Source organism: Kibdelosporangium phytohabitans, assembly GCF_001302585.1.
In the GTDB taxonomy this organism is placed as follows: domain Bacteria; phylum Actinomycetota; class Actinomycetes; order Mycobacteriales; family Pseudonocardiaceae; genus Kibdelosporangium; species Kibdelosporangium phytohabitans.
On record NZ_CP012752.1, the window covers coordinates 5,088,029 to 5,107,250 of the forward strand.

The following is a 19,222-nucleotide window of genomic DNA, read 5'->3' on the forward strand; positions in this document are numbered from 1 at the left end:
TGGATGAACCACTACCCGCATGCGTCCGTATGCGAAGTGTGGCAGCAGCCGACGCATCGGAGAGGTCTTGAGGATCTTCAGGAAAGGACAGGGACGGGCGGGCCTGGAAGGCCAGCTGGCCGAAAGCGGGTTCCCGGCCGGTGTCGGGGTTCCGTCGACAGTGCTGGTGGCCTTGCTGGTCCTGCTCGCCGGGTTCTGCGTACTGCACCTGCGTGAGCCTGCCGTGACCGCGCCGGAGGCGGTCGTGGAATGCCATCGGCGACTCGTGGAGGACCTGGCCGGATCACTGGCCGCGACGGCCAACCAGAACGGCACCGACCTGCGGACCGCGGTCACGGTGTCCGACCCGGCGCGGACACCGGACGAACTGCTCACCACGGTCAACCAGAGCCAGCCGAAATGGCGTGGCATGGCCCTGCTCGACAAGGCCGCGGGCAAGCCGATCGCGGCCCGCGGCGAGCCGATCACCTTGCCGGAGAACACCACCGGTCAGACCATCGCACCCGTGCAACGCCCGGACGGCGCGTTGCGCATGCTGGTGACCGCGCCGCTGCCGGACGGCAGGGTCCTCGTGGCGGTCACCGGTGCCGGGATCCCCAGCACACCGCTGGACGCTGACCTGCGCCAAAGCCTCGTACTGACCAGCCGGGCGGGCAGGATCGTCGACTTCCGCGGCACGCTGCCCGGCAGCGACGACGAGCCCGCGCAATCCCTGCTCGCCAACGCGTCCGCAGCGGCGGACACCGGGCAGACCGGCAGTTTCGTCGGTGAGCCCGTCCCGGACCCGGGCGCCAAGGACACGACACGGCCGTATGCCCTGGTTGTCGCGTACGCGCCCGTGGCTGGTGATGGCGTGCCCGACCTCGGTCTGTCGCTGCTGTCGGTCGTGCGGACGCCCGTGGTCGGCGCCGGGCCGTCCCAGCAAGGTATACGGCCCGCGCTCGCGCTGGTCATCGTGGCACTGGCCGGATTCGGGCTGATCCGGTTGTCGCTCGTCGGCCCCGTGCGGCGGCTGCGGGCCGACATCCTCAAGGTGGCGAGCGGCAAACTCGGCCACCGGGTCCGGTTGTCGCATTCGGCGGAGACACGCCGGATCGCCGCCGCGGTCGAGTATTGCCGCGCGAAACTGCGTGGCAAAGACACGCCACAGGTCCGCTGGCGTCCGGGCGTGTCGGCGCGTACCGCGGTCGTCCTCGCCGCGGTGAGCGTTTTCGCTTGGTCCGGCTGGGTTTTCGTGACGCTCGGCCTCGGCACCGTGCTCGTGCCGGACTCGGTGGTGAGCAGTCATCGGAGCCAGGTGGGCAACGCGGTCGAGACGATCCACCGGACTGTCGACGACGGGCTCGCCGACCTGAAGTCGGTCGTGGGGATCAACGGCGAGAAGGACCCGGAGTCGCTGGCGCCGGTCGTGCGGGAACTCGCCGCACAGGACCGGTTCCGCAGCGTGTACGTCGTCGACAAAACCGGTGGCGTGACACCGACTTCGGCGGGCAGGCCACCTTTGCGCGCGGTCAACGCACTGCCACCGGAACCGGGCGTGCGGTTGCAGGACACCGCGGGCCGGATCCCGGTTCTGTTCGCGCACACCCAGTTACCCGGCGGGGAACACACGGTGGTCGCCGAGTTCGATGTGGACCATCTGGTCACCTTGCTGCGACGGGCACCCGGCCGTGTCCGGCTCGTCAACGCGGAACTGCGCACGCTCGCGGCCACCGACGGGTTCGTCGCGTTCGAGAAGCTCACCGGCGAGAACGCCCGCCGTGGCGCCGCGGACGCGTTCGCCGGGCAGCCCGCGGCCAGGGTGGACGGTGACGGCGTCGACCGGGCTGTGGTCGTGGCCCGGCCGGTCGACGAGCTGCCATGGGTTGTGGTGTCCGAGAAACCAGTTCGTGAGCTGAGTCTGCCCGGCAACGACGTGCGGCGCGGGGCGTTGCTCGTCGCGCTGATCGGCGGCTTGTTCGGGATCCTGCTGTTCGGCTGGCACCACCTCGTGCTGATCCGGCCGCTGCGCCGGGTCGCCGCGGCCGGGAAGTTCGCCGAAGGCGAGAACACCGACGTGATCTTCCCGCAACGGCAGGACGAGATCGGCACCATCGCGTGCTGCCTGGAGATCTGCCGCCAGGCCCTGACCGACGGGGCGAGCAGGCTCGGGTCGGTGCGCCGCCCGCGTGGCGCCGCGACCGAGGAGACCACGCGGATGCCGCGGATCGTCGACGACCGCCGAACCAAGGCCGAGGTCTGACGTGCAGTTCCTGTTCGCGGTCTTCTCAGCCGGGTGCCTTGCGCTGCTGGTGCTCGGCATCGTCGAGCAACGCCGCCACTACGCCAACCTGCGCCGAATCCCCACCCGGGTGCTGATCAACGGCATCCGCGGCAAGAGTTCCATCACCCGCCTGTGCGCGGGTGCCCTGCGCGGGGGAGGACTGGTGACCGTCGCCAAGACGACCGGCACGGCGGCCCGGTTCATCCACCCCGACGGCAGCGAGGAGCCGGTGTACCGGAAGTTCGGCATCGCCAACGTGGTCGAGCAGATCGGGATCGTGCGCCGGGCGGCGGCGTACCAGCCGGACGTGCTGGCCATCGAGTGCATGGCGGTGATGCCCGATCTGCAGGAGATCAACCAGGGCAAGCTGATCAAGTCGACCATCGGTGTGCTGTGCAACGTGCGTGAGGACCACCTGGCCGAGATGGGCCCGACCCTGGACGACGTGGCCCGGTCGCTGAGCCGGTCCATGCCGGTCGGTGGCGTCTGCGTGACGGCGGAGAAGGAACGGCTGCACATCCTCAAGGAGGAAGCCGAGCGGCGGGACTGCGAACTGATCGCCGTCGACCCGGAGTCGGTGACCGACGAGCAGATGGCCGGATTCAGCTGGATCACCTTCAAGGAGAACGTCGCCATCGCGTTCGCCGTCGCGGATCTGCTGGGCGTGAACCGCCAGTCCGCGCTGGCCGGGATGTGGGCCGCGGCGCCGGACCCGGGCGTGCTGTCGGTGAAACGGTACCAAGTGGACGGTCTGCGCCTCAGGTTCGCGAACGTGTTCGCCGCCAACGACCCGGAATCGACCCTGATGAACATCGAGCAGCTGCTCGGCAACAAAGCCATCGAACGCCCACTGCACGTGGTGATCAACTGCCGTCCCGACCGGATCGAGCGCAACGGCCAGATGGGCGCGCTGATCGGGAAACTCGCGCCGGTGCGGGTGGTGCTGATCGGCGAGGCCACCCGCAGCGCGAAGACGACGATCCCGGCGGACTGGACAGGCGACGTCGTCGACCTCGGCGGTCGCCGGGAATCCGCGAAGCTGCTGGCCGGCGTGCTGGACGGGATGAAGGGCACGGCGTCACTCGTGACCATCGGCAACATCCACGGCCAGGGCGAGGTCCTGCTCGACCAGCTGGCCGACCTGCCGCCCGAACCCACCGAACCCGCCGAGCAAGCCGGATCCGCTGAACCGGGCAAGCCCACAGGACAAGGCAGGCGCCCCGGTCGGGGCAGGTTCGCCAAGCCGGACAGTCCAGCTGAACCGGCCGGGTCCGCTGGGCGAGGCAGGTCTGCCGAGCGGGTGGGGTTTGCCCAATCGGCTGGGCCTGCGGAGTGGGCTGGGCCGGGTGAGCGGACCGGGTTTGTCGAGCCGGTCGGGTCTCGTGGCCCGGGCAGATCAGTCGAGCCGGTCGGGTCCGCCGAGCGGCGCAGGCCCGCTGGACCGGCCAGACCCGCCGTGCGGGATAGGTCAGCTGACCCGGCCGGACCCGTCGAACCGGCCAGGGCAGCCGAGTCGGTCAGGCCTGCTGAACCAGCCAGGTCCGCCGGATTCGCCAGGCCAGCCAGACCACTCGGACCAACCAGGGGCGCCGAGCCCGTGGGGTTCGCTGACTTGGCCTGGTCCGCCGAGCCGGCCATCCCCGCCGAATCCGCGAAGCCGGGCAAACCCGGTCCCGCCGGGAAGCCCAGTCCGATGCCGCGCAGGCCGTCGTCGGTGCAGGAGACGGCACCGACGCCCCGTGTTCAGGTGGCGGGCCGTGACCGAAGGAGCGGGTCGTGATCGAGGGCAGCCTGCTCAGCGAGGTCGCCACGCTCGGCCTCGCGATCGGGTTGGTGTTCTCCCTCGTGTGCTACTTGGCGACGAACCTGTCGCCGGGCGGGATGATCACGCCGGGCTGGATCGCGCTGACCTTGGTCGAGGACTATCGGCGGGCCGCGATCATCCTGGTCACGACCGCGGTCACGTTCGTGCTGACGAAGGTCCTGCAACGGGTGGTGATCCTCTACGGCAAGAGGTTGTTCGCTTCCGTCGTGCTGACCGGGGTGTTGCTGCAGACCGGCTTGTTCGTGTTGATCCAGAGCGACTTCCCGTTGTTGTTCTCCCACCAGACGCTGGGTTTCGTCGTCCCCGGGCTGATCGCGTACCAGCTTGTGCGGCAGCCGCCGGTGGCCACGGTCCTGAGCACCACAGCGGTCAGCCTGGCCAGCTACGGGGTGCTGGTCAGTGGCGTGCTGGTCGGCCTTGTGCCGACGACTTGACGAGAAGGCAGGAGCTGACATGTCCACAACCACCACGGCTGTCCGGGCAGGGGTGCTGCTCGCGGCCATCGGCGTCGCCGCGGCGGCGTTCGTCTACTTCGACCAGGAGGCTCCGCCGGGCGCGGTGGGCGCTGTTCCGCGCGGCGGCGGGGGTGGTGTGGTGTCGGAAACCGCGAACTCCGGCTACACGTTCGAGCGACTGGACGACCCGCCGCGCACGATCGTCCGTGACGCCCAATCCGTGGTGGCCGCGACGATGACCGACGGTGCCCGGACCGTCGTGCTCACCGGCGCCAGCCGGACGTTCCGGGAGCCGAAAGCCACGAAAGCCGTGGTCACGACCAACGCCTGGGTCCGGCTGGCGCCGCAGGCGTGGCGGGCGGGCGACGAGTCAGCGGACTGGTTCCGCCCGTGGCTGACCGAGGCGTTACGCGATGACAGGCCGGATGTGTTCGCCGTGGCGATGGAGTACGTCGACGGAGCCGCCGACCAGAAGGACGCCAAGGGTGTCCGTTTCCGCGGCGACGCGGCGTTCGGCCCGGTGGCGCCGACGGGGGAGGGGCGGCTGGAACGTTCCGACTTCTACGACTACCTGGGCGTCCAGTGGAGTTTCGACGACGGCACTCAGGCGCAACCGGATCGCCTGCACTACGGCGCCGTCGACTGCTCGGGGTTCGTCAGGCTGGTCTACGGCTACCGGATGAAATACCCCCTGCACAACACGAACACACCCGGCCCCGGCCTGCCCCGGCGGGCGTACGCGATGGCCGAGTTCGGCCCCGGTGTCGCGCTCGTGGCCGACGCCGGCCGCCGCAGCACGGCCTACGACGTCCTGCAGCCGGGCGACCTGGTCTTCTTCGAGGTGGAGGGCAGCACGGACCAGCTCGACCACTCGGGCATCTACCTCGGCGTCGACTCCGAGGGGCACCACCGCTTCATGTCGAGCCGCGAACGCGTCAACGGCCCGACCATCGGTGATGTCGGCGGTACCTCCCTGCTGGACGACGGCGGCATGTACTCCCGTGCCTTCCGCGCCGCCCGACGGATCTGACCGCGGGCGGCGCGGGAGGTCAGGCGCCGCGGCCGGTCCGCTGCTGCAGGTCGTCGATGAGCTTGGACGCCTCGGCCTTGGTCAGCTCGTCCGGGACCTGCTCACCGGCCTCCTGGGCCAGGGTGTGCAGGTACGACTGCTGTGGCCCGGTCATCGGCTCGTCGCCGGTCGTCCACTCCTCGGGGTCCTTCTCCGGGTTCGGCTCGGCCATACGTCACCTTCCGCGTCGATCGAGAACATGCGTTCGAGGGCTACCCGGTCGCGGCGACCGGTAACCATCGGCCTCCGACGTGCTGGTTAGCGGTGTGACCAGCGGGGTATCCGGTCGGCGAACGTGATCATCGAGCACCGGAGGTCTGTTGTGGGCATCCTTGTCCTGTTGTTGGTCATCTGGTTGGCGTTGTCGGTGCTCGGGTTCGTCATCAAGGGCCTCGTGTGGCTGGCGATCATCGGAATCGTGCTGTTCCTCGCCACCGGTGTCTGGGGCTACTTCCGCCGCAGCGCGAACCGCTAGCCCGCTGGGCTGAACGGACGCACCGCCGCCGAACCTGTTTGGTCGGCGGGCTCGGCGGTAAACATGTCTGGTATGGGTTTGATCGACCGGATCGACGATCGGCTCGGTGACGGGCTGGAAGCGTTGTTGTGCAGGCACCACGCCCGCAGACTGCGAGGCCTCGGCTGGGGTGATGTGCTGGACGAAGCCGGAACCGGCTGGTTCACGCCGCACGCGCCGGTTCGCGGAGGATGCCGGGTGACCGTGCTCATCGACGGTGAGCAGGCGCTGCCCGCGATGGTCGAGGCGATCAAAGGTGCGCGTTCGTACGTGCACCTCGCGGGCTGGCACTCCAGCCCGGATTTCCGGCCCACGCGAGGAGAGGACGCCCAGACGCTGCGGGAGCTGCTCGCCGAAGCCGCGGAGCGTGTGCCGGTTCGCGTGCTGTTATGGGCCGGGCCGCCTGTGCCCGCGTTCGAGCCGACCCGCAAACGCGCGCGGGCGGCGTGCAAGGAATTCATGCGTGGCAGCAAGGTGCGGTGTGTGCTGGATTCGCGGGAACGGACGCTGCACTGCCATCACGAGAAGCTGCTGATCGTCGATGACGAGGTCGCTTTCGTCGGCGGGATGGACTTCACCGCGCTGGAGGGCGACCGGCACGACAGCCCCGAACACCCCGCTGATCGGCCGATGGGCTGGCACGACAGCGTGATGCGCGCCGAGGGCCCTGTGGTGGCCGACGTGGCCGACCACTTCCGGCGGCGCTGGACGGAGGTGGCGGGTGAGCAGCTGCCGCAACCGCGCACCCCGGAACCGGCCGGTACCTCGACTGTCCAATTTGTCCGCACGATCCCGGAGAAGACCTACGGCTTCGCGCCCAAGGGCGCGTTCAGCGCGCTGGACGCGTACCTGCGTGCGCTGCGGTCGGCGGAAAGCCTGGTGTACCTGGAGAACCAGTTCCTCTGGTCGCCGGAGATCACCGAAGTGCTGCTGGACAAGCTCCAGCGCCCGCCGCACGACCGTTTTCGCGTCGTGCTGGTACTGCCCCGCAAACCGAGCAACGGCGCCGACACGACCCGTGGCCAGCTCGGCCGGCTGCTCGACGCCGACGACGGCAACCAGCGTCTGCTGGCCGTAACGCTCAACTCCCACGACGGCGACAACCACGTACCGGTCTACGTGCACGCGAAGCTCGCTGTGGTCGACGACAAGTGGATGACCGTCGGGTCGGCCAACCTCAACGAGCATTCGCTGTTCAACGACACCGAGGCCAACCTGGTCACCGATGACACAGCGGTGATCAAGGACGCCCGGCTGCGCCTGTGGGCCGAGCACCTGCAGCGCCCGGTGTCCGAGGTGGACGGGGACCCCGTTGACGTCGTCGACCGGATGTGGCGGCCGTTCGCCGAGAACCAGGACGAGCACCGGCTCAGCCTGTTGCCGGGGGTGTCGCGGCGGGCAGGGCGACTGCAAGGGCCGTTGCGGGGTTTGCTCGTTGACGGCTGACGTGGCGTGGCCGGTCACGTCGTGCGCGAACGCAGCCGCTCCAGTTCACTCTTGGTGTAGGCATCCAGGTCCGGCAGGCGTGACAGTCCGTCGATCAGTTCGGCCGCGAGGGTCTCCAGTGACCTGTGGTCGCCGTCGAGGTACGTTTCTCTGCCGTTGAGCCATGTGAGCCCGTATTGGACGGCCATCGCCAGCTCGGCCTTCTCGGTGGTGCCTGCCTCCACGACAGCCATGATCGCTTGGGGCGCGGAGTTGCGGGTGCAGAAGTGGTGCAGCCACTGCGTCATAGCCGTGACCATGACAGACCGGACCTCGGCCGTGGCAGCCGGGCTGCGGATCAGCGCGCGGACCACGTACGGCGAACTGGGAACCTTGTTGAACTTCCCGATCCAGCTGATCGCCAGCGCCACGATGTCCTGGCTGCGGTGATGCGTACCCGTGTGGGCGAGCAGGTGCTCCACGAGTTCACCGTCGGTTCGATCCAGCTGCCGCCCGGTCAGGTAACTCACGCTCGCGTCGACCACGACGGCCTTTTCCGTCCCGGTCAGGTCGGTGCGGCAAAGCAAACCGAGTAGCAGGTTCGACTTCGGTCTCCCGCTGTGGCTCGCCAGCCGCGCGATGGACGACGTGATCAACGACCGTGCTGTGGCCCCTGTTGTCTCACGCCTGCGCAGCACCGCGTTGGTGGCGTGTGTGCGTTGCTCGTCGCTGACCTTGGGGTCTGCCAGTATCGAGTTCGCGGCGGCGAGGCAACGGTGCACGTCGTCCTCGGTCAGATCGTCACGGCGCAGGATGTACAGCAACAGCAGGCCGTGCCGGTGGTCGTCCGGGTTCTGGCTGATCCATCGCAGTGCCACGTCGACCAAGGTGTGGACCAGGCTCATGGAAGGGGCCTTCAGCTGGACCACCGCGATGACGAGGCTGCCCACCTTCGCCTCCGGCCCCAGCGGACGATCCGACAGCCATCTCGCGGCTGCCGACAGCGCGCGCTTCGCTTGGGGCGCTGTCAGGTGTTTGCACTTGACCAGTACTCGGAGGCGGTAGACGTTGAGCGTGTTGTCGAGCGGGTCGGTGTCCCGTTCGAGCCACTCGAACGCGCGTTTCACCAGCGCCTGCGCGACAACGGGATCCAGGGTGTCCGGGCTCAGCCCGGCCGCCAGACAGCCGTTGAGATCGTAGTGGTACCGCTTGCCGGGGATGGGCTCGTCGAAGTGCTGCACCGTGCCGAGAACGCACGAGCCGAGCCGATCGGCCTGGTCACGGGACATCGTGAGGTTGACCATCTTGTTGCCCCAGAAGCCCAGCAGTCGCCGTCTGATGCCGTTGTCGGAGCCGTGGGACTCCAACCAGTCGAGCAACGGGCTGATCATCTGTTGGCGTTGTGCCGTGGAGAGGTCGTCGTGGTTCACCATGGCCTGCGCGAGCACGCCCGTGGACTCGAGGTCAGGTCGTTGCGCCAGCCACGCCAGCGACCATGCGACGAGCGATTTGGTGCGCGCCTTGCTGTGCGACTCGTGCATGAGCGCGCCGAGCACGAATCCTCTGGTCTGCAAACCTTCATGTCGCTCGAGCCAATCGAATGCCAGCGAGCTCAGTGCCTCACGATCGTGCTGGGTGAGCGGCGAGTACGACAGCAGCGCCGACAGCACGCCACCCGCGCGCTGATGTGCCGGATACGTCCGTGCCCACTTCACGGCGGCCGGAACGACCGCTGTGGTGGCGACTCCTCGATCCTCTCCGCTCACGTGGCGGTGGCACAGCAGCATCCGCAGCAGAATGGGGACGGTGGCACGGTCAGCGTGCCGTGGAACCCACGCGGCGACCACAGCGACTACGCGGTCGAGCTGTCCGACTGACAAGGACTTGCTCAGCAGCTTGATCGCGGCGTAGCCGCTCTCGTACTCGTCGCGGTGTTTCTCCAGCCAGCCCAACAGGTTCTGAGTCCCGTTCGGAATGGCGGGAACTCCGGCGTTGCCCGCCCCGGGTGTCGCCTTGGACAGTGCGAGGAACAGACCTTGGGGAACTGCGACATTCTGTTGCTCGGCGATGATCGCCTCGGCGTGCTCGACCACAGTCGTGCGCTGGCTGCCGGTGAGGTCGGTCCTGCCGAGCGCCGCCTCGATGACGTGCGGTGCCTCCGCCCGGATGTTGTGCCGGTACATCCACTCGTTGATCGCGTCCATGACCGTCGCGAGGCGCGTGCCGGCTAGTTCCTCGCGTCGTACCAGGGCTTGCAGGACCCAGCCTGCTTGTGGTGTGTGCGCGTGGAGCTTGAGCCACCTGAGGGACAGGTCGATCACGAGCTCTCGCAGCGACTTCGGCATGGCGCCGACGAGCAAAGCGTGCAGGAGGTGCGAATGTGACGGCGTCAGCGCCGCAGGTCGATCTGAGGGCAGCATGCGGTAGACCACGTCGGCGACGCGCATGGCTTCCACCGGATCCGCGACGATGAGTTTCATGGCCTGGGCGACGAGCCGACAGACGTGCGGCGGCAGAACTTTGTCGGTGCTCCACCGCAGGTGCTGTGGCCGCTGCGCCCACCGGATGGTCTGCTGCACGGCCCTCGTGACCTGGTGCGGGACAAGTCCGTTCAGCGGGAGGAGCCGCTCGATCACGTACGGCACCGCAGGCGCGTCCACCTCGCGGCCCAGCCAGGCAAGCGTTTGGTTGACGATCGCGTCCCGCTGAGCTTTCGTGGCAGCCTGCCAAGCCGCCAGCAACGCCTGCAGCACATGCGGTGAGCGATGAGAGCCGAGGTTGCGCCGCGACCACGTCAGCGCCATGTCTGTCAGGCTGGACTTGTGCTCGTGGATATCGTGGTGTGGCAACAGCTTCTGCATGAGCAGGCCAGCCGAGACGTGCTCAGGGTGTTCACGAGCCGCCTGTAACGCCCGCAGCGCGAGATCACCGTCGCTACGTCCGACGATCGCGTCATGGTCGAGCATCGCCGCGTACAAGTCGTAGGACGCCGGGCTGGACAGGCTCGTCACTGCCGCACGCGCGAAAGCGACGATCGCAGGTTCGTGCTCGGACACAGACAGCTGTTTGTTGAGCAGGCACGCGATCAACAAGCGCTCCTGTCCGACACCGTCCTGCACTGTGCTCAACCAGGCCGTGACGTACGTGCCGATACGCCCTGACAGGTCCTCGATACGCACGTCGCGGCGCACCAGATGGGTCAGCACCTGGGGGACCTGCGGCGAAGCCCGGTTCCCGCTGAGCCAGACCACCGCGGCTCGCACCGGTTGATCACCTGGCGTCGAGCGAAGCGACTCGATCAACACGCTGGCGTCGGGTTGCGGACCGACCAGCGTGGCGAAATGCGGTGTCACCAGTGACGGTGCCGGTCCTGCCGGTTTTGCGGGCAACGGCGGCAGGCGGCCCGCAGTCGCCTCGGGCTCGATCCACGGCTCACCCGAGGACCACGGGAGGTGGTGCAGCAGGGCGTACAACGCGCCTGCGCTTGCCGCACCTGCGGCGCGGAACCTGGCGCCGAGTGATTGGGCGTTGCCGTCGAGCCAGGTCTTGCAGGACACACGCAGAACTGACCGGTTGCGCCTGCCCTGCCTGTCGTAGACGCGTGACAACGGCACACAGAACTGCTCCAACGCGACTGGATCGGAGGCGACCGCGTCCAATGCCGCGTGGACAGCCTTCTTGTCCACACCACCGGACGGGGTGAACAGAGCACCGTCGAGCAGTAAATCGGCCACGAGGTCGTGCAGCAGATCGAATCTGGGGTCCACGACAGCACCGTCGTTGTCGTCGGGGATGAGCCAGCCGGTCTGTTCGAGCCGGGTGAGGTGGTCGTTCTGGCGGGCGCCCCCGCCGTACCGGTCGACCACCGCGTGTGCTGTCGACTCCAATGAGGACTCCTGCCTTCGGCAGGTGGCCGCGATCACCGCGTACGCCAGGAGATCGGCGCTGGATGGCGCGTTGTCCGCCGCGGCGGCGGCACCGGCGAGTTCGTCGGACGTCAGCCTGCTCCGCAGCCACGTCACCAGCGGTTCGGGTGCGGCCGAGCCGTGCTGGTTGCCGCGTTCGAGAGCGACGGCCATGAGCAGCGTGACCATCGGTGTGGCCTGGTCGCCGCCACACCGGCGGCGTACCTCGTCGAATCCCCACCGCTGCAGCGCGGTGCCCGCGATCCGGGTGAGGATCTGGCGAACCAGCTTGCGGCGGTGCTCCGGCGAGGACGGCAGGTCCATGAAGTCCAGCACCGTGCCGGCCCAGAGCTGGGCCAGCCGGTGGCGTGCGCCCGGCCGCGCCGTTGCCAGCAGCATCACCCTGATGCCGTCGTTGTGGAACGCGTCGTCCACCAGCCGCTGCAAGTCCTCGAAGTCGAGGTTCTGGTGATAGCTGTCCAGGTAGTCCAGCACCACCAGGACGTGCTGCGCTTTCCTGCTGTCAGGGGAGAAGACCACCTTCCGCAGGTCCTCCACGGAGAGCTTCGAGATTCCGGGCAACTGGCTGTGCCCGGGTGATCGGGTCAGCCACACGGGCCAGCCCTTTTCGGTGGCCAGATGCGCGATCTCGACGGCCAGGCGGGTCTTGCCCGCACCGGCCGCGCCGACCAGCAACACACCTCTGCGTTCGGTCTCCAGGCGGTTGAGCAACCACGCCCGATCGAAGTCCGGGATGTCCAGGTAGTCCAGGTTCTGCGAGGAAAGGTATTTGTTGCGCGCGTCCTCGAGCAGCTTGCCCGGAGCGAACGGCACGATCGGACCTCGCAGCCACCACACGTCCTCCATGTCGGCGGGACTGCTGAACCGCCATGCCGAGGCCGCCCAGGCACGGTCCCACCGTTGGTCCTTCTCGTGGAACACGTGGTGCTCGTGCATCCGCTCAGTGCCCAGCAAAGCGCGGATCTCCTCCGAACGCACCACCCAACCGCCCATGTCCGTGTGGAGATCGCGGCTGGTGCGCATGAGCCCGACGACCGCGCCCGTGCCGCGGACGCCGACCGCGCCGACGTCGATCACCGGGCCGCCGCTCATCCCCTCGGGAACCGAGCCGTCGACGATCTTGTACAGCTCCGTCCCCGACTCGTCCGGGTCGGACATCTCGCCGCCGTACTTCAGGTCCGTCGTCGTTTCCAGACGAGCGAACGATTCGCCGAGCGTGCGGGTGAAGCCGAGCGCCATGAACTTCGTGTGCATGTTCGGCGCCTGGTCAGCCAGCCGGACACACGGGTGGTCGGTCTCGTCGAGTCGAACCAGCGCGAGGTCGGGCAGGGGATGGCGGGACAGACCGCTGGAGTTGAGCGGCCACACCTTCACGACTGTGCCGGTCAGTGACTGCTCCCGCACCCGCATCACCAGAGTCCGGCCGTGCCATTCCGCCACGTGTGCGGCGGTCACGGCCCAGCCCGGCGCGACGAAGAACGCCGTGCCGATCGGGTGGCCGTCGGCGTCGACCCTGGCGACGCAGGAAGCGAGCAGGTCCTCGAAGTCGGATCGATCGCCGGACAGCTCAGCCGGCCTCGGCCGGAGCACTGTTTTCCACCTGGTTGTCCACCGCCGGCGGCGGCTGGGGTGAGCCCCACGTCGCCGTGATCTTGATGTGCGTCTTGCCGCCTGCCTCCGCCAGCACACTGAGCACCTTGCCGGTCTTGGCGTTGATCTCGAGGCCGAACTCGACGGCGAGGGAATCGGGCTTGTGCTTGGCGACCGCCGACTTGACTGTGGACAGGACGCCCTGCACGGTCTCCACCAGACCGGGCAGCTGCAGAATCGCGACGGCGTTGTCGCGCAACGAAACGTCCCGCGGCCCGCGGCGGTCTTCGGCCGAGTGCACCCATATCGCCTCGCCGCTCGGCAATCGAACTGGAACAGGATCGGTCACGTTTTCTCCCTGCGACGACTGGGCGGTGCAGGGCGTGTCGTGCGGACGAGCCGTGGTGTTACGACAAGGCGGGCAACAACTCCAGCTTGTGATGCAGTCTGAATGCGATGGTGACGTGGGCCGAGGTCGGTCAGGAAAACACTTCCGGGGGCTTGCGTGCCGCCGTTTGAGCGTGTATCAAAACCGAAATTTGTCCAGTGACAACAAACTCTTCCACCCGTGGCGTGGGTTTCGCGGTCTCGTCGAGCGCTTCGGACCAGGGCCTCACAGGCACGGTGGCTGGTAGCGGTCGATCCGCAGGCCGCGGAACTCGAGCTTGTTGGGCGTCTTGCCGACGAAGACCAGGCCGCGCGCCTCGCTCAACGCCGACTCGAACGAATAGGAAGGTTTGCCGAGTTCGGGGAGCGTCGTCCACGCCTTGGGTTTGAAGCCGAAGAACTTCCGCACGATTTTGCCACCGGTCGACGGCACGAGTGTCAGCCATTTGTCACCGCCACTCCAATGCGACGCCGGCCGCAACTGGACATAAAGGTCATCGGTGGCGCTGTAGGTCATCCAGAACCCGGCCGAGCGGGTGAGATCCGCCTGTGCCTCGAACTGGTTGCCGAGCCACACCACGGCGACATGCCATTCGTTGTTGAGGAACTCGACCTTGGCCGTGTACCGATTGCCTTGCCGCACAAGCAGACTGCCGGTGGCTGGGATCGTGGTGCCCTCGCCGCTGGCAAGCCACTGCTGTAACCGGTCGATGGACGGCGTCGCGCACTCGCAACGCGTGGCCTGTTCCGCACTCGCGTGCGCAACGGGACTGATCAAGCCGATTGCCAACAAAACGGCCGTGAACATCCCGATGAATGAGACCCTGTTCCGACTTGGCGTCGAATCTGCGTGCATTCAACGGAAGTTACAGCACATTCCGCCACAACGGCACGGTCACATCGAATGCTTGCGCGCCACCAGGCGTTCCACCAAGCCGCGTGTGAACCGCTGGTGCTGCTCGACAGTCAGCCCGCGAGCCTGGACCTCGAGGATCGGCCGCCGCAGGAAATGCTCACCCGCCATGGGAACCGTGATGAGCTCCATGAGCCGTTGCAGGGCCCGGACGACACCGGACGAGGCCGCCACGTGATCGACGAGCACCAGCCGGCCGCCGGAGCGCAGGACCCGGACCATCTCGCCCACCGCGCGGACATGATCCGGTATCGCGCAGAGACCGAGCGTGCAGACCACCGTGTCGAACGATCCGTCGTCGAACGGCAGGGCGTGGGCGTCGCCGTGCAGCAACGTCACCGGGCGGCCGAGGTCGGTGGCGCGGCGTTCGGCGATGTCGAGCATGCCGGCGCTCAGGTCGATTCCCGTCAGTCGCACGTCGGCCGGGTACAGCGGCAGGTTCAGGCCGGTGCCGACCGCCACCTCGAGCACGTCGCCGGTGGCCTGGCCGCACGCCCACTGGCGGGAGTCGCCGAACAGCCTGCGGTCCCAGGCACGCATCTCCTTGTCGTACGTGCCGGACTTCTTGTCCCAGTACCGGTTCCACTTGCTGACGGCCTGCGGCATCCGCTCACCTCCGGGTCTGCGGGGATTCTTACAGCCTTCGCCTTTGCGGGCGAACCGTGCGGCGACCAGCTTTCCGTTGGCGTCAGGGGTGATCGCGTCCAGGTCGCCGGAGAGCACCAGCACGGGGACGCCGGGCATGGGAGTGCTCACCTGCTCGGGCCGCTTGTGCCCCTTGATGCCGGGCCAGCGGATGCAGGCGTTGCCGCCGTCACGCTGTGCCGCACCGAATCCCTCGGTGCTGAACGGGCCGATTCCGTCGGGGACCTGCGCGAGCGCGTCGCGGTACTGCCGCTCACGCTGTGCCGAGTCGGCTTCCTGCGACCACAGTCGCGGGTAGTCGTTGCACGCGACCGCGATGTACACGCCGATGTTCTCGTATCCTGAGCCGCTCGTGGTGTTCCGGGTGAACTCCCGCAGGCCGTCGTCAGTGTCTGACCTGCCTTTGCGACGGGCGCTCCAGCATTGTGCCCAAGCCACCGGGCGACGCCCGGTGACGAACGACAAGGAGCAGGCGTGCGTACCGTGACCGCTGTCCGCGGCAGCGCCGAGCTGCTGAAGCGGGCACGCGGCAAGCTCGCTCCCGAGGACGAGGCCCAGGTGCTCACGACGCTGGTCCAGGAAGTCGCGCGCTCGACGCGCTGGTGGCCGAGCTCGTGGACCTGGCCACCGACCAGTACACCGTGGAAACCCCTGGTGACGTGGTGTTGCCGGAGCTCGCCGAGGACTGCGCGCAACGGTTCCGCTGCCGCACCGGGCGCACGATCACCGTTACCGCCGCCGACGCGGTGACGACGACGGCCCGGCCGCAGGCGTTGGCCCGCTGCGTGGACAACCTGCTCGACGACGCGACCAAGTACAGCCCTGGCGACACGCCGGTCCACGTCCACATCCGCGGCACCCGGCTCACCGTGCGCGACCACGGTCGCGGTATCGATCCGGCCGACTACGACACCGTGTTCGACCGTTTCTACCGCGCCGATCGCACCCGTGCCACGCCGGGATCAGGGCTCGGGCTGGCGGTCGTGCACGACATCCTCACCGCCCGCCACGGAAAGGGTCATCGCCGCCTACCACCCGGGTGGCGGCGCGGAAGTCGGATTCGAGTGCCCTCGTCACCGTGACCGGCCGAGAAATGGTCTGGTCCATACGGCATCTTTATTTCAGCGGCTGGTGAGGAATGTGATCCCATCACCCGGGTGGTGTGTCACATTCGTCTATCCGAATGCCGGGCGCTCGGGTTGCGCCGCGATGTCGGCGCGCTGACCTGCTGAAACACGGCCGTATGAATCCAGGAAAGACGCGGTTCATGATCGCGTAACAAATAACCCTCGGTGCTGGCTTACGTTGACTTGGGTGAGTCTTTACTCTAGCGTCGCCCGCAATGGGAAATGCCGTCGAGCCGCACGGGCATTCTTTTCTCCTTTGATTATGGGCGGTGTCGCATGCGCACGCAGGAAAACCGAACCATCTCCGTCCCGGCGACCCTGGTACGCGGCGGGACCAGCAAGTGCTGGCTGTTCGACGTGGCCGACATCCACGGTCGCGGTGCCTCACTGGGTGCCGTGCTGGTCGCCGCGTTCGGGTCGCGCGACCGCAGCCAGATCGACGGGGTCGGCGGGGCCACGCCGACCACGTCGAAGGCCGCGATCGTCGCGCACTCCTACGAGCCGGGCGTCGACATCGACTACACCTTCGGCCAGGTCGGCGTCGGCGTCGAACGAGTGGAGTGGGGCAGCAACTGCGGCAACTGCGCCACGGCGGTCGGGCTGTACGCCGTCCACTCCGGACTGGTCCGGCCGCGCGGCGACCACACGAGAGTGCGGATGCGCAACACCAACAGCGGTTCACGGATCGACGCCGTGGTCGCGACCCCCGGTTCGGCGTTCGTGCCGACCGGTGACGCCGTGGTCCCCGGCGTGGCACTGCCCGGCGTCGCCGTCGGCCTCGAGTTCATCGAGCCCGTCGGGTCCGGTGCGCTGCTGCCAACCGCTCGCGCCGTGGAATGCCTCGGTCATGGCGAGGCTCCCGTGACGCTGGTGGACGCGGGCGCGCCCGCCGCACTGCTCGACGCGCCGTCGGTCGGCCTCAGCGGCGTGGAAAGCGTGACCGAGTTCGCACAGCGGCTGCCGGGGTTGCTGCCGCTGCGCCGCGAGGCCGCGATCCGGATGGGACTGTCCACCCCGGACCAGCCGATCGACCACGCCGTGCCGAAGCTCGGAGTCGTCGGGCCGGCGCGGGACTACACGACCACCGCGGGAACCCGGGTCGACGCGGACGAGTACGACGTTTCCGTGCGGATGGCGTCCATGCACGCGCCCCACCCGGTGATCGGGCTGACCTCGATGGTCGCCGTCGCCGCGGCGGCCACCGTGCCCGGCAGCACAGTGCACCGGTACACCGCCGCGACCGGCCGGATCCGGATCGGCACAGCGGCCGGCGTGGTCTCGGCGGCGCTGGACCTGGACCAGGCCGGGCGGCTGGCCGGCATCACGCTGAACCGCTCGGCCAGGGTGATCGCGCGCGCGGACATCTTCGTCCCGGCCGCACGCGGCGAACCCGCCGTCGCCCGATGACCAAGGCCGCCGCGTCCGGCGCGACGGCGTTCGGTGCCAGGTGGCTGACCCCGCTGGTCATCGGCACGCTGCTGAACGCGGTCAACTCCTCGATGATCGCGGTCACCCTCGTCCCGATCGGCCGTGACCTCGGTGTCGGGGCGACGCACACGGTCTGGCTGGTCACCGTGCTGTACCTGACCACGGCGACCGCACAGCCGGTGATGGGCAGGATCGTCGACACGCTGGGCGCCCGGCGGGTGCTGACAGCGGGTCTCGCGGCGGTGGTGGCCGCTGGACTGCTCGGCGCGCTCGCGCCTTCGTTCTGGGTGTTGCTGGCGGCCAGGATCCTGCTCGGAGTCGGGACAGCGGCGGGGTTTCCGGCGGCGATGGCGATGGTCCGGGCGCGAGCGGACGAATTGGACCTGCCGACCCCGTCGAACGCGCTCTCTGTGCTCGCCACGTCGACTCAGGCGAGCATGGCGGTCGGGCCCACGCTCGGCAGCCTGCTTGTCGGCATAGGCGACTGGCGCTGGACGTTCGCGGTGAACGTGCCCGTCGCGGCGGTCGGCCTGATCCTCGCGCTGAAATGGCTGCCACCGGACGAACACGTGCGTCGCGGCGGCCCGCGGCCCCCGCTGGACCTGGCCGGCATCGGCTTGTTCACCCTGACACTGACCACGTCGCTGTTGTTCCTGATGGGTCCGGGCGACCTTGGTGTCCTGTTCCTCGGCACGGGAGGGCTCGCGGGCGCCGGGCTGGTCTGGTGGGAACTGCGCGTTCGTGACCCGTTCCTGGACCTGCGGGCGCTGACCGCGAACCGGCCACTGTTGGCGACGTACCTGCGGCAGGGCAGCGGATATCTGGTGATCTACGCGTTCCTGTACGGATACCCGCAGTGGCTCAGCGAAAGCCACCTGCTGCCGGAGGCGGCGATCGGCCTGGCGATGCTGCCGATGTCGATCACGACCGTCACCCTTTCCGCGTTCGGCGCGCGGCTCGGCGGCAGTGTCCGCGCACGGCTGGTGCTCACAGCGGGCGCGCTCCTGGCCGGCGCGGTGGCGCTGCTGCCGATGTCTGCCGGCACAGCGATCGGGTTCGTCGTCGCGGTCGGACTCCTCTTCGGTGTCGGGCAAGGGCTCAGCACCGTGGCGAACCAGACTGTGCTGTACGCACAGGCGCCGCAGGACCGGATCGGGGCGCTGTCGGGGTTGTTCCGCACCTCGCAGTACCTCGGCGCGCTCGCGTCGACCAGCGTTCTGGCCGCGGCCTACGGCCAGGAGGCGACCGACTCCGGACTCGGCACGCTCGCGCTCGTACTCACCGGGGTGGCGGCCGTGCTCATGGCCGTGACTCTCGCTGATCGTTCACTTCGGACAGTGCGCTGAGCGGCGACTGAGTGCGTCCAGGTCCAGCAGGACACGCGCAGTGTCCTCGTCCCGGCCTTGTGTCCGGTACTGCTCGAGTGCTCGCGCCCATGAGGCGCGTGCCTGGTCAAGGTCGCCGAGGTGGGCGTGCGACCGGCCGAGGTGGTCCCAGGTCCTGGGTTCGTCGCCGCGGTCGCCGACGTCGTGGAACAGGGTGAGGGCCGCGCGGTAGTGGGCGAGTGCCTGGTGGTGCTCGCCGTTCTCGGCGGCGATGTGACCGAGGGCGTCGAGAGCGTTGGCCTGGCCGTCGCGGCTGCCGCCGTGCTGAAA

General features: G+C 68.5%; 14 protein-coding genes. 9 read left to right on the top strand and 5 right to left on the bottom strand.

Annotated elements, in window-relative coordinates; translation table 11 throughout:
- The first annotated feature begins 67 nt into the window (after nt 1-67).
- Genes AOZ06_RS23180 through AOZ06_RS23195 form a run of 4 tightly spaced genes read left to right on the top strand, consistent with a single transcriptional unit; the run spans nt 68 to nt 5,573 of the window.
- Entirely contained in the window at nt 68-2,242 is a 2,175-nt protein-coding gene (locus tag AOZ06_RS23180) for a HAMP domain-containing protein (RefSeq protein ID WP_054291327.1), read from the top strand.
- A 1-nt stretch (nt 2,243) separates the two neighbouring features.
- Entirely contained in the window at nt 2,244-4,043 is a 1,800-nt protein-coding gene (gene pgsB, locus AOZ06_RS23185) for a poly-gamma-glutamate synthase PgsB (RefSeq protein WP_083471866.1), read from the top strand.
- Entirely contained in the window at nt 4,040-4,522 is a 483-nt protein-coding gene (locus AOZ06_RS23190) for a poly-gamma-glutamate biosynthesis protein PgsC/CapC (protein WP_054291328.1), read from the top strand. The genes pgsB and AOZ06_RS23190 overlap by 4 nt, the downstream gene beginning before the upstream one ends.
- Nucleotides 4,523-4,541: 19 nt before the next feature.
- Complete coding sequence (locus AOZ06_RS23195; RefSeq protein ID WP_054291329.1) at nt 4,542-5,573, top strand: NlpC/P60 family protein; 1,032 nt, start codon at nt 4,542-4,544, stop codon at nt 5,571-5,573.
- A gap of 19 nt (nt 5,574-5,592) precedes the next feature.
- Here AOZ06_RS23195 and AOZ06_RS23200 read toward each other — a convergent pair whose 3' ends face one another.
- Complete coding sequence (locus AOZ06_RS23200; protein ID WP_054291330.1) at nt 5,593-5,784, bottom strand: DUF3072 domain-containing protein; 192 nt, start codon at nt 5,782-5,784, stop codon at nt 5,593-5,595.
- 150 nt (nt 5,785-5,934) lie between these two features.
- On the opposite strand from AOZ06_RS23200, the gene AOZ06_RS57920 reads away from it, so the two are divergent.
- Both AOZ06_RS57920 and AOZ06_RS23205 read left to right on the top strand, forming a co-directional pair.
- On the top strand, nt 5,935-6,087 hold the full coding sequence (locus tag AOZ06_RS57920) for a hypothetical protein (protein WP_169798967.1): 153 nt from the start codon (nt 5,935-5,937) through the stop codon (nt 6,085-6,087).
- A 72-nt stretch (nt 6,088-6,159) separates the two neighbouring features.
- Nucleotides 6,160-7,572 carry a phospholipase D-like domain-containing protein gene (locus AOZ06_RS23205; protein WP_083471867.1) on the top strand — a complete coding sequence of 471 codons (1,413 nt, stop codon included), beginning with the start codon at nt 6,160-6,162 and terminating at the stop codon, nt 7,570-7,572.
- Nucleotides 7,573-7,586: 14 nt separating this feature from the next.
- Here AOZ06_RS23205 and AOZ06_RS23210 read toward each other — a convergent pair whose 3' ends face one another.
- From AOZ06_RS23210 to AOZ06_RS23225, 4 genes are all read right to left on the bottom strand, one after another.
- Nucleotides 7,587-13,067: a trypsin-like peptidase domain-containing protein gene (locus AOZ06_RS23210; RefSeq protein ID WP_054291332.1), complete on the bottom strand. Its 5,481-nt coding sequence runs from the start codon at nt 13,065-13,067 to the stop codon at nt 7,587-7,589.
- Nucleotides 13,045-13,416 carry a CU044_2847 family protein gene (locus AOZ06_RS57925; RefSeq protein ID WP_169798968.1) on the bottom strand — a complete coding sequence of 124 codons (372 nt, stop codon included), beginning with the start codon at nt 13,414-13,416 and terminating at the stop codon, nt 13,045-13,047. The genes AOZ06_RS23210 and AOZ06_RS57925 overlap by 23 nt, the downstream gene beginning before the upstream one ends.
- A 264-nt stretch (nt 13,417-13,680) precedes the next feature.
- Entirely contained in the window at nt 13,681-14,262 is a 582-nt protein-coding gene (locus tag AOZ06_RS23220) for a hypothetical protein (protein WP_054291334.1), read from the bottom strand.
- Nucleotides 14,263-14,349: 87 nt separating this feature from the next.
- A complete protein-coding gene (locus AOZ06_RS23225) occupies nt 14,350-14,973 on the bottom strand; it encodes a class I SAM-dependent methyltransferase (RefSeq protein WP_054296849.1) in 624 nt (207 codons plus the stop codon).
- Nucleotides 14,974-15,614: 641 nt separating this feature from the next.
- On the opposite strand from AOZ06_RS23225, the gene AOZ06_RS61540 reads away from it, so the two are divergent.
- The 3 genes from AOZ06_RS61540 to AOZ06_RS23240 all read left to right on the top strand — a co-directional run bounded on the left by AOZ06_RS61540 (nt 15,615) and on the right by AOZ06_RS23240 (nt 18,913).
- Nucleotides 15,615-16,094: a sensor histidine kinase gene (locus tag AOZ06_RS61540; protein WP_054291335.1), complete on the top strand. Its 480-nt coding sequence runs from the start codon at nt 15,615-15,617 to the stop codon at nt 16,092-16,094.
- A gap of 321 nt (nt 16,095-16,415) precedes the next feature.
- Nucleotides 16,416-17,546 (top strand): PrpF domain-containing protein, encoded by a 1,131-nt coding sequence (locus AOZ06_RS23235; protein WP_054291336.1) that lies wholly within the window; start codon nt 16,416-16,418, stop codon nt 17,544-17,546.
- The gene (locus tag AOZ06_RS23240) at nt 17,543-18,913 is read left to right on the top strand and encodes an MFS transporter (protein ID WP_054291337.1); all 1,371 of its coding nucleotides are present in this window, start codon (nt 17,543-17,545) and stop codon (nt 18,911-18,913) included. The genes AOZ06_RS23235 and AOZ06_RS23240 overlap by 4 nt, the downstream gene beginning before the upstream one ends.
- Nucleotides 18,914-19,222: the final 309 nt, after the last annotated feature.

Bases quoted from the DNA above. Each gene is read 5' to 3' on its own strand.
- AOZ06_RS23195 (WP_054291329.1), top strand. From the start codon at position 4,542: ATGTCCACAACCACCACGGCTGTCCGGGCAGGGGTGCTGCTCGCGGCC.
- AOZ06_RS23200 (WP_054291330.1), bottom strand. From the start codon at position 5,784: ATGGCCGAGCCGAACCCGGAGAAGGACCCCGAGGAGTGGACGACCGGC.
- AOZ06_RS23205 (WP_083471867.1), top strand. From the start codon at position 6,160: ATGGGTTTGATCGACCGGATCGACGATCGGCTCGGTGACGGGCTGGAA.
- AOZ06_RS23220 (WP_054291334.1), bottom strand. From the start codon at position 14,262: ATGTTCACGGCCGTTTTGTTGGCAATCGGCTTGATCAGTCCCGTTGCG.
- AOZ06_RS23225 (WP_054296849.1), bottom strand. From the start codon at position 14,973: ATGCCGCAGGCCGTCAGCAAGTGGAACCGGTACTGGGACAAGAAGTCC.
- AOZ06_RS23235 (WP_054291336.1), top strand. From the start codon at position 16,416: ATGCGCACGCAGGAAAACCGAACCATCTCCGTCCCGGCGACCCTGGTA.
- AOZ06_RS23240 (WP_054291337.1), top strand. From the start codon at position 17,543: ATGACCAAGGCCGCCGCGTCCGGCGCGACGGCGTTCGGTGCCAGGTGG.